This window comes from Accumulibacter sp. (genome assembly GCF_029255145.1).
Lineage (GTDB): Bacteria > Pseudomonadota > Gammaproteobacteria > Burkholderiales > Rhodocyclaceae > Accumulibacter.
In genome coordinates this window covers 41,485-52,190 of record NZ_JAPUVQ010000124.1, presented here as the reverse complement: position 1 = coordinate 52,190, position 10,706 = coordinate 41,485, and the positions used below count along the sequence as shown (strand labels likewise).

The 10,706-nt window shown below is 64.7% G+C and carries 7 protein-coding genes; 3 read left to right on the top strand and 4 right to left on the bottom strand.

What is annotated here, in order from left to right; translation table 11 throughout:
* Window positions 1-404: 404 nt before the first annotated feature.
* Window positions 405-827 carry a hypothetical protein gene (locus tag Q1L50_RS14605; protein WP_300339976.1) on the bottom strand — a complete coding sequence of 141 codons (423 nt, stop codon included), beginning with the start codon at window positions 825-827 and terminating at the stop codon, window positions 405-407.
* A 623-nt stretch (window positions 828-1,450) separates the two neighbouring features.
* On the opposite strand from Q1L50_RS14605, the gene Q1L50_RS14600 reads away from it, so the two are divergent.
* The 3 genes from Q1L50_RS14600 (at window position 1,451) to Q1L50_RS14590 (ending at window position 4,890) form a co-directional block, all read left to right on the top strand.
* Complete coding sequence (locus Q1L50_RS14600) at window positions 1,451-1,771, top strand: c-type cytochrome (protein WP_300339974.1); 321 nt, start codon at window positions 1,451-1,453, stop codon at window positions 1,769-1,771.
* Window positions 1,772-1,789: 18 nt separating this feature from the next.
* Window positions 1,790-3,121 (top strand): FAD/NAD(P)-binding oxidoreductase, encoded by a 1,332-nt coding sequence (locus Q1L50_RS14595; RefSeq protein WP_300339972.1) that lies wholly within the window; start codon window positions 1,790-1,792, stop codon window positions 3,119-3,121.
* A 491-nt stretch (window positions 3,122-3,612) separates the two neighbouring features.
* Window positions 3,613-4,890, top strand: a complete 1,278-nt coding sequence (locus Q1L50_RS14590; protein ID WP_300339971.1) for a hypothetical protein — start codon at window positions 3,613-3,615, stop codon at window positions 4,888-4,890.
* A gap of 276 nt (window positions 4,891-5,166) precedes the next feature.
* Here Q1L50_RS14590 and Q1L50_RS14585 read toward each other — a convergent pair whose 3' ends face one another.
* Genes Q1L50_RS14585 through Q1L50_RS14575 form a run of 3 tightly spaced genes read right to left on the bottom strand, consistent with a single transcriptional unit; the run spans window position 5,167 to window position 10,455 of the window.
* On the bottom strand, window positions 5,167-6,396 hold the full coding sequence (locus Q1L50_RS14585) for a Wadjet anti-phage system protein JetD domain-containing protein (RefSeq protein WP_300339969.1): 1,230 nt from the start codon (window positions 6,394-6,396) through the stop codon (window positions 5,167-5,169).
* On the bottom strand, window positions 6,393-9,773 hold the full coding sequence (locus Q1L50_RS14580) for an ATP-binding protein (RefSeq protein WP_300339968.1): 3,381 nt from the start codon (window positions 9,771-9,773) through the stop codon (window positions 6,393-6,395). The genes Q1L50_RS14585 and Q1L50_RS14580 overlap by 4 nt, the downstream gene beginning before the upstream one ends.
* A complete protein-coding gene (locus tag Q1L50_RS14575; RefSeq protein ID WP_300339966.1) occupies window positions 9,766-10,455 on the bottom strand; it encodes a DUF4194 domain-containing protein in 690 nt (229 codons plus the stop codon). The genes Q1L50_RS14580 and Q1L50_RS14575 overlap by 8 nt, the downstream gene beginning before the upstream one ends.
* Window positions 10,456-10,706 lie beyond the last annotated feature (251 nt).

The following is a 10,706-nucleotide window of genomic DNA, read 5'->3' as shown; positions in this document are numbered from 1 at the left end:
TAGCAGATAGGCCGTCTGGCGGTCAGCGACGATAAAGTTTGACATGCGACGACTCGATGGTTCGAAGAGGCATGATTATATCATATATGGATCTGGCGCCGGGAAAGTCCGACAGGCTGCTAGCGAAGTCAAATGCACAACTTAGACTGAGTTGATATTTGTCTTGACTCAGGGGACCACGTCACCTCGCAGGCGTGGCGAACGTCGGCGGCGGTGGCCTGGCTTCGTCCCGGTGCGACAGCCGGGGGTGCTGATTCTCGCTGCGCCGATGCAATTTGGTGCACCGCACCCGGGAAACCCCGATGGCCGACCGGCTGGAAGCGCCACCCGCACCGACCTGGCACGGCTAGCGCTCTGCCCCATCAGGTCCGGCAAGATCCGGCCGGGCTGGGCCACCGTGAGGGCTAGCTGAGATGACTCACCTTCAACCACTCCTTGTGCGCCGTCAATAACGCCAGGCTCTTCGCGACATAATCGTGTGAAGACAGCTCGTTCGCGGCATAGCGCTGCAGGAGCTTCAGCCACCGCGCGTGAATCGCACAAGGCGTGCGCTGGCTGCCGCCGGCCAGCGGACAGTCAGGGCAGCGCGTCAGTGCCAGAGCCGTGATCGCCGCCTGTTTCTGCCACTGCTGCCGATAGTGCATGGCGTTGCCCTCGATCCACGCCAAGGCCCGCTGCTCACGCTGTTCCGGCGGGAAGCCCTCGACATACTCTTCGATGGCGGCGATCTGTCGGCGAAAGAATTCCGTATCCGAGACCTCCTGACGCGAGGAATCGCCCACGAAGCGGGCGATCAGGGCTAGTGTCGGATCATCTACGATATACATGTGGTTTCCGCGAGACGTCAAGCAAGCCATCAGAGGGTTTAAATATAGCAACATTTGGTGCGGTGCACCAAATGATTTCCGGGTTTCCATGGAGCCGGACTCTGGACATCTCCAGCGCGGTGGCCCTGGATCGCTAGCCTTGGTCACCCGCGCAGTCAGTGCGGTCACCGGATTTGACGTAGCGATGCTCGCGTACGGTGATGTTTGCGCTCTGTCCAGCCGAGGCTGAGTCGATCGGTTCGGCGTCTTCTGCGCTCGAACAAGCAAAAGGCGAAGGAGCACATCGCGGGGCGCAGCCGCCGGGGATGCCCCCCATCGCCGCCAGCGCCCCAACTGCCCGCGACGGATAGAATCGCTGAGCAGCGGCGGCCCGATGCGCAGCTTAAGGTCGCCTTAAGCTTTGCCTATCAGGATCGCATGGGTTTCATGAAAACGGCCGTTCCCGGGAAGGCCCGGATGCACGCAGGCATGGCCGCGAAACTAACACCGTGCGCACGACAGTGACGGGATTCTGCCGTGCCAGACGCGGCGTTGACGGTCAGGAGGAATTGAACGGTCCTCCCGGGTGCTCATGGCGAACTCGAACGATGCGGGCAGGTATTTCTTTTACGGAGGGATGAACGATGTCTTTCAAGGCTATTCCACTGCGGCTCCTGCTGCCTTTCGGTCTGCTGCTGGCGGCTACGCAAGGCGCGCACGCAGCGCCACCCGCCGGACGGCTCCTGGCCGCGCAATGCGCCCAATGCCACGGCACCAGCGGCAACGGCCCGGGCTTTGACGAGGTGGCCGGCAAGAGCGCCAGCGAACTGCGCAAGGACCTCCTGGAGATGAAACGCCGCCCGGTCGAAGGCATCATGGACCGCCAGGCGCGAGGCTACACAGACGCGCAGATCAAACTCATCGCCGACTACCTTGCAGCGCACACCAGCGGCAGCACCAACTAATTCGCGGAAGGCACCGTCATGCATACCTTCAACAGAAGACGATTTCTCCAGGCGGCCGGCATCGCCTCCGCCGCAGCCGCTTTACCCCGCGCCCTCGGCGCTGCCACCCCGGCACGCGTGGTGGTCGTCGGCGGCGGCTTCGGTGGCGCCACGGTCGCCAAGTACCTGCGTCTGTGGGGCGGCGGCCAGGTCGCCGTGACTCTGGTCGAACCCAATGCAGATCACATCGCCTGTATTCTCTCGAACCTGGTGCTTACTGGCGCGCTGTCCATGGACCGTATCTCCCTGGGCTACAACGCCTTGAAAACCAACCACGGCGTGGCCGTGATACAGGCCCGTGTGACCGCCATCAACTACGGCAGCGGCACCGGCAAGGGCCGCGTCAGCCTGAGCAACGGCAGGTCACTGGATTACGACCACCTGGTTCTGTCTCCCGGCATCGACTTCATCGCCCCACCCGACGACCCCGGGGCCTGGGATGCGAACGTCACGCCGCACGCCTGGCAGGCGGGGGCGCAGACGCTGTTGCTGAAGAAGCAGCTGGCGAGCATGCGGGACCACGACACCTTCCTCATGACCGTACCCAAGTCACCGTACCGCTGCCCCCCTGGCCCCTATGAACGCGCCTGCGTCGTCGCCGACTATCTGAAACGGAAACGGCTCCTGTTCGCCAGGGTCGTCGTTCTCGACGCCAACGCCGGCATCCAGGCGGAGCCCATCGCCTTTGGCGAAGCTTTCAACCACATCTACAAGGGGATGATCGAGTACGTCCCCAACGCCACCGTCTCATCGGTGATTTCGCAGACGCGCAGCATCATCACCAGCGCCGGCAGCTGGTCAAACGTCCGCGTGCTCAACTACATCCCCAACCAGAGGGCGGCCGCCATCGGCCCGGCAAGCAGCGCCAACCGCGGCTGGCCGCTGCTGAATGCGCAGGGCTTCGTGCCGGTCGACCCGCTCACTTACGGCATCAGTGGCTACCCGAACATCCACGTGATCGGCGATGCCTGCGCGGTACCCGCAACCGACGGCCAGGCCGTCCCCAAGTCGGGGCATATGGCCAACGCCGAAGCCAAGGTCTGCGCGGATGCCATCCTGCGTGCCCTGAACGGCCAGGCGCCGGACACGAATATCGCCACCAGCTCGGCCTGTTTCAGCCCGATCACGGCCACGACGGCCTCCTGGCTATCGGCGAACTTCAAGTACGGCGACATCTACGACGCCGCTGGCAAGGTGAAGGGCAAGGGGATGCACCGGGTGGATCTGGGCGAAGCGCCCAAGATCAGCGGCGACAACTATCAGGACATGTTCACCTGGGCGGACGGACTGTTCGCCGATAGCTTCATCTGACCAACCAGGGCCCTGCCATAGCCGGGCTCCGAAGCCGAACCCCAGGGACGGAGGCGCAATGGCATCACAGGCGCCCGGTCCCAGGCTCGTCCGCGTCTGCTGCGCGCTGGACCCGGCATCCCGTTCTCGATTGGGGCGAGGCGGCGCTGATGGCGAACGGACGTCCCTTCCCCTTGTCGGCATTGCCCGGCTTCGCCGCTACCGCAAGCGTCTCCGCCAGGCGAAAGCCTGCTCTGCACCCTACCTTGTCGTTTACGAATAGCGCGCTGCGCAAGCCGAGGCGCAGAGACCAGCCCGGTCGTACGCCGCTCAACCGGAACACGCACTTCCAGGAGGCAACGACAAGTGTAGTTGCGTTTCGATGCGGTCGCCGTGTCCGCACGGTGCAAAGACGTTCGCCGTCGAAACCGCTGTCGACTAAACTACAATGGCTCTCGCCAATCGCTCAGGCTGCGTCGAACAAACTACCTTGGACAAGAGGAGTAAGGACAATGACAACACCGAAGCAGTGGTACCGCTGGGCCATAGTGCTTGTTGTGCTCTGCGGAGTGGGCGCGTCGGGTCTTGCGTTCAGCGCTGCGCCAGCGCCGGCACCGTCCAGCGGGTCGTGTCTGCAGCCCCCGAGTTTCAGCCTCGACGAATTCGGGAACAAGCGCTTCCATCTCAACACCCTGTGCACGACCCCCTACCCCCCGGACACCCCTAATACACCGGCGTGGGCAGACGTATTGGTAGCGGCACAAAATTTTGTGGCCTGCAAGGGCTCACCGATCGCGCTGTGCTACTACTCGGGACCCGAAACATCGGCCGCGGGCACTCAGACCCCATGCCATCTCCGTGACGGTGCGACGATTGCCGATTGCACCTGCTTCGAGATACCGCCGGGGTCGACCTATTTCGTCGACATCAATGCCATCCTGGACCTCGGCGTCTACCTTGATACCGTGATCGCCTGCAAGCGGGATGGCAGCGACTGCCTCCCGGCGGGCAGAAAAGTTGCCCCGGTCTGTGAAGCCATCCGCACGGGAACCCTGTTTCCCGGCAATAACGTGGACCTGATCTCGACCTTCAGTTTCGCCCTCGACCAAAAGATCCCGATCGCCGTACACAACAACGCCTGTACCACGCAGCCCTATACGCGCTACGCCGGGTGCATGACCGCGCCGTGCCAGAGGACGGGTGAAATCGACCCGGTCACCGGCAATTTCCTGGTGCAATGCGCGTGCCCAACTTACGTGGGACCGTTTCAGGTGGGGACCGAGCTGACTGCCGCGCAGGGGTGCGAACTCCCCGGCGACACGGTCTGGTCGGCTGCCTACTCGACGTTTGGCGGCGGCACCTTCCCCACACTCCCCGATTGCATTCCCGATGCGCCAGGCGACAAGGGTTGCCCACTGCTCTTGCCGAATCCACCCGTCATCCCGGCAGCACCCCCACAGATCAGCTGCAACGAGGTGTGCAACGAGTACAACAAGAGCGTCAACAAAGGGATTCAGGTAGGCTACACCTGCGACGCGACGCTGTGCACCGCCGCCTCCCATCCGGCCCTCGTGGCCAAGGCGTGTGCCGGGCTCGACAAGCACGGCGTTTCGGAAATTCTCAGGTTGGAGATGGCAGTCGGGAAGAGCTGTGCGGCCAGCCAGATCTGCGGCTGTGCGCCAAACAAGAAGACCAACCAGGAAATATGGCGTTTGAACGAGGCCCAAGGGGCCTTGGGCATCGCGACGCAGTGTGATCAAAATGGGACGTTGTGCGGCACCAAACCCTAGCGACGGGTAGAGCCAGGGAGCACGCCATCAACTGCGAGTGAAGCCACCTCTCGGCGGCGCCAGCCGCGAATGTCATTTGTTCCATCAACGCGCGCGGCCTGCGATCTTCCCAGTTCCTTCAAGTCATGGCGGCGAACGAAACGCTGGTCACGCGTCAGCATCAAGCGCAGAGCGATTCCTACTGAGCGACCGACGGCGGCCACTGCGAGGTACCCGGAAAAGTTCCCCGCCTCGCCCCACTTGCGCTGCTGAGCCAATGCCTGGCTGCCAACTCGCTTACCGTGGATGGCGGTCAGCGGGTCCGCCAGGGCCGTTCGCATCTTGCAGCTTCGCTATCGCCGCCTCCACCCAGCCGAAACCTATCCGCTCCTGTTCCAGGCGCAGCTCCTTGCGCAGCCGATTGTCGCGCAGGTCGTCGTAAAGCGCCCGCTCTTCCGGATTCAGGCGCGGCAGATCACGTCGCGTCGGCTTGTCCTCCTCCCCCCATTGCGTTTCGAAGGCGAGCAGCGCCGCGCGATCCATCAGGAACGAATCGACGTGACCAAAAAGCGCGCGCAACTGGTCGAGGATGGCGAAGCCGTGCGTGTCGATGTCGCCCCAGTAATGAATGCGGCAGCCTGACAGCCACTGCGCCTGCGCCAGAACCTCGAAGCCGTAACCGGCGCCGAAGACGATCAAGCTGTCACGCACCGGCGGGAAGGCCAGGAAGTTGATTTCGTTCTCGGTGATGAAAACGCGTGCGACACCGGGGTCGAGGCGGGCGAAGCTCCCGGCGTCGAGGGTGATGTCGTCTCCGAAGTCGCCAGGCAGGCGCGATCGCGCCGGGTCGAGAATCCGGAAACGGATTCGCAGCGGCTTGTCGCGAAAGCCGTAACGCCTGGCGAAGCCGCCCACCCCGGACGCCGAGTGGTCGACCGCGGCTGGCGGCAGGGTCAGATCGAGCCATTCGGCGAGTACGCCGCGATGCGTCTCGATGAACTTGCTATGGACGCCGGCGATGTCCACCTGCCGCAGATAGACGTCGGGTCTGGACGAGTGACTCGACGTCTCCTCGACCCAGGCGACAATCGCCAGCAGACGGCTCCATTCGCCGGCCAGTTCGAGCGCACGCAGCGGCCGTTTGGCCAGCCACGGCAGCAGTTGCGGCTGGCGCTGCCGCGTCAGCCCGGCCAGGGCCGTGAACCGTGCACATTCGTGGCGCTTGCCGATCAGCGCCAGCGCCTCGTCGAGGCTGTCGACCCATGCCTCGTGCGGAACGGCGTTGGCGCCGAATACCCGGTGCCGAAAGTCGCGCATCTCGACCCGGCAGTGCGGCATCGTCCGCAGCTCGGCGACCCAGGCGCGGACGGCGTCGAAACGCTCGGCCATCTCCGCCGAAGTCGGGCCCTTGAGGACGAGCCGCCGCGGAAACAGCGGCTCGCCGCTGACCACGCTCGCCAGCAGCTCGCCGCGGTCCCACAATTTCTGCACCTGCGCCCGCAGCTGCGCCGGCCGCGTCCAGCTCACCCGGCCGCCCTCGCCTTTTCGGCGCGGTACTCCTCGATCGACAGGTTGCGCAGTTTCGATGTGCGGCCTGCTTCGTTATGAACGAAGCCGACGCTGGCGACGAAGGGCTCGATGATGTGGATTTTCTGCAGCGGGGTGACGATCAGCAGTTGCAGGTTGAGCTGCGCGAACAGCCGCAGGCCGTATTGCGCCGACTCGTCCGAGCCGCGGCCGAAAGCCTCGTCGATGACCACGAAGCGGAACGAGCGCGAGCGCACCGCGCCCCATTCGAGGCCGAACTGGTACGCCAGGCTCGCCGCCAGGACGGTGTAGGCCAGTTTCTCCTTCTGGCCACCCGATTTGCCGCCCGAATCGGAGTAGTGCTCGTGCTCGCTGTGGTCCTCGCGCCAGCGCTCGCTGGCGGCAAAAACGAACCAGTAGCGAACGTCGGTGACCTTGGCCGTCCAGCGGCGGTCCTGCTCGGAGAGGCCCTCGCGACCGCGCAGACGTTCGATGATCTGCTTGACCTGCAGGAACTTGGCTTCCGAATACTGGGCGTCGTCCGAGCCGGTGATACTGCCTTCGTTGCAGGCGCGCAGCTCGCCCTGGAAATCACGGACATCGGCGTCTGGCGTGGCCTGGGCTTCGACCGTGATATAGCGGCCGGGGTTGTAGTCGATCTGCGTCAGCGAGGCGTTGATGTGCGCGATGCGATCCTTGATCGTCTCGCGCCACATCGCCAGTTGCGCGCTGAAGTTGGCGACCTCGTTGATCGCGTTCTCATTGAGCAGCTTCTTGAAGCGCAATTCGAAGCGCGGCAGGTCGTCGCTCCGCAACTTGTCGAGCATCGTCCGGTATTCGCCGACGGCCTCGATGGCGACATCGACTTCCTGCGTGTCGAGTGGAAACGCGCTGCGGTACGAACCCATGGCGTCGATGATCTTGTCGCGCAAGCGCTTGAGTTTCTGATCCTCCTTGTCGATCCGGCTCTGCAGCCAGTCGCGCATTTCGCGCTCGCGGTTCTCGCAGGATTCGACGCTCAGCTGGTGCTCACCGAGTGCTTCGTGGCGCATCGCGTCAAGGCGCTCGAAGAAGGTGCTCGGCTGCGGCTCGACCGCCGCGTTGTCGGCGACCAGCGACAGGGTGTCGCTGCGCAAGGCCTCGGCGGCTTCGCGTTTGGCCTGCGTCGCGCCCAGCTCGCGCGTCTTGGCGGCGAGCGCGGCGTCGGTTTCGGTGATCTCGCCCTGCAGGCCGGCCAGGCGCGCAGCCAGACTCTGCAGGACGTCCGACGTCGTTTCCAGCAGCCGCTTCTCGTCTTGCAGCCGTGCCACCTCGGTTGCCAGCGATTGCCAGTCGAGTTCGCTGAAGTCGGCGTACTCGCCGAGTTTCGACAGCGCGATCAGGCGCTCCTTGAGCGCACTCTGGTCGCCCAGGATCTTGCCGATGCGACTGCCCAGTTCGCCGAGCCGCGCTTCGAGTTGCCTGGCATTCGCTTCAAGGGCGCCGATCTTGGCGGCGTTGCTCCAGCCGAGCACGTAGCGACTGCGGTCGTCGAGGCGGTGGCGGTCGTCTTTCTCGTGCCGTTCGCCGGGCGCCTTGATCTGACCGGCACGGGTAATGGCTTTGGTCTCGCGGCGGAACTGCGCGTGCGTGACGCAACACGCGACGTCGAAACGGTTCGCCAGCTCGCGTTCGAGCCAGTCGTAGTACGGCGAGTCGGGCTTGACGGCGATCTTGCGCACCAGCGAGTCGCGGTGCAGGCTGGGCAGATCGCCGCGTAACGCCTTGCGGACGCGGAAATAGACCAGTCGCCCGCGCAGATGCGTGCGATCGACCCATTCGGCGACCGGCGTGTAATCCTCGTCCGGAACCAGCAGCGACAAGCCGAAGTTGCGCAGCAGGCGTTCACCGGCGCCTTCCCAGTCACGCTCGTCGTCGCGCACCTGCAGCAGCTCGCCGGCAAATGGCATCGCCTCTTCCGCGAGATCGAGCGCCTGGCACAGCGCGCTGCGCATCGCCACCTGCGCGGCCGGGAGGTTGCTGCGGCGGGCCTTGAGGCTGTCGATCTCGGCCGACAGTTCGTCGTACTCCTGCTTGCCCTGGCGCAGGCTGACGCCGAGTTCGGTGAGGTCGTTCTGCAGGCTCGCTTCGCGCTCGCGCGTGCCTTCGGCCAGCGCCGCGAAGCGCTGCCGTTGATTGAGAAAATCGGCTTCGTCAGCCGCGACCTTCTCACCAACCAGGCCAAGCAGCCCGCCATGGCGCTGTGCCTTGCGCGCCCGCGCCTGGCGCTCCAGCTCCAGCCGGCGAATCTCGGCAGTCAGGCGCTCGAGCCGGTCGCCGCCGTTCTCGGCGATGCTGCGCTTCAACTCGCCCTCTTCGGCGCGCTGCGCAAGCCGCTGCTCGTCAATGCGCTTGAGTTGCGCGTCGTGCCGCCGCCAGTCATCGGCAAGGCCGGAGAGGCGCTTGTCGAGCAGCCCGAGCTTGAGGCCGGCGAAGTAGGCTTTGAGCGCCTCGCGGCAAAGGCGCAGCTCGTCGATCTTCGCTACCAGCGCTGCGTGCTGCTCGCCGTCTGCGACCAGCGGCGCGAGCAGCGCCACCTGTCGCTTGGCCTTGAGGACCGCTTCGTGCGCCCGATTGAGGTCGTCGAAGGGGCCGATCAGCGCCGCAATCCGTGGCGCGACGTCGAAGGGCTCGAGCATGTGGCTGCGCACGAAGTCGGTCAGGTTGCCGACCGATTTCATCGACACGGTCTGATGGAAGAGGTCGAGCGCCTGTTCGTTGTCGATCCCGAAGCGGCGCCGAAACCAGGCGCCGTATGGCGGGAAGCTGTCGAAAATTTCGGCCAGGGGCCGCCGCAGACGCTTGCGCAGGGCGCTGATGTCCGACCCGAAGTTCGCGAAGTCGGCGGCGATCGACAGGTCGCGCTCGGCGGCGACGAAGAAGCGCGCCGGCTGCCCCTGCGCGTCCTTGATCCAGAACACCTGCGCCAGGGTCACCGTCTGGTCGTAGCCGGCGTTATGAAAGACACCGAGGATCACCGAGTAGTTGTTGTGGTCGCGCAGCGCTACCGGCCGAGCCGTGCCGCTGACCTCATGGCGCTCCGACTTGTAGTGCCCGAGGACGTAGGAGCGCAGCGTCCGCTCGCGGCTATCGGCACCGGCCGCCTTGTTGTAGGCGATGCGCTGCGCCGGCACCAGCAGCGTCGTCACCGCATCGACCAGCGTCGACTTGCCCGAACCGATGTCGCCGGTCAGCAACGAGTTCTGCCCGCCAGGGCTGAGCGTCCACACCCGGCCGTCGAAAGTGCCCCAATTGAACACTTCCAGGCGCTGCAGCCGGAAACCAGAAAGCGTGTCGTCGGCGACGAAATCAAGCCCGAGGCTCTGCGCGTCATTCATCGGCTGCTTGCCCTTGCCCGGCGAGCTGCGAACGGTAGGCCTGCAGCCGCTGATCGAATTCGGCCAGCCACTGCGCGTCCACGAACGACTTGAGGATTCGCCGAACCTCGACCATCGCCATCTGCCCGGGCTGTACCTTCAGGCGGCGCACGAAGCCAAGTTCGACGACCTTGCCGAGATAGAAGTCGATCTGGTCGATCAGCCGGGCCTCGTTGCTGCCTTCGCGCAGAAAGACGCGCATCAGCTCGACGACCTCATCGCGCGACAGCACCAGCCGGGTATCGCCGCCGCCGGCGTCGAACTCGGCCAGCTTCTTGCGCAGCAGCGCCAGCAGCAGGCTGACTGGAAAAGACAGGGGACGCCTGGCAACCAGTCGCGGCAAGCGGGCTGCCAGGGCCTCATTCACTTCGGGACGCGAGCGCAGGAAGGCATAGCCTTCAGCCTCGTCGAGCACCAGTTCGAGGTCCAACACCAGCACGTAGTCACGCACCCGCGGCTGCAGATTGAGCAGCGCGTTCCACAGACCGGCGTCGGTCTCCTGATAGATCACACCCTTCAGCAAGGGGATCACCAGCGCAGACAGATCGGGGCCGGACGCGGCTACCGCGTGCGCTGCCAACGCGTCGCGTTCATCAAGTTCGTCGAGTACGAACTGTGCTCCCCTATCGTCTGCCACAGCCATCCTGACTCCACGAATATCATCGGCGACGCCCGCCCCGGCTTGGCGTGCTCTGGCCCGCTCGGCCACCCCTGCCACGTGCAATCGACGCGGCAAGCTACCTGACTGCCTCGATAGTCTCGATGTCGCGTTGCAACAAATGTTCGAACAGATCGCACGATCTCGACGCCTTTGGCGTCGAGCCTGGCTGCGAGATGACTCCCCACCGCCACCTGTTCATCGAGGCAAACCGGCACCCGGAAGACGGCATCGGG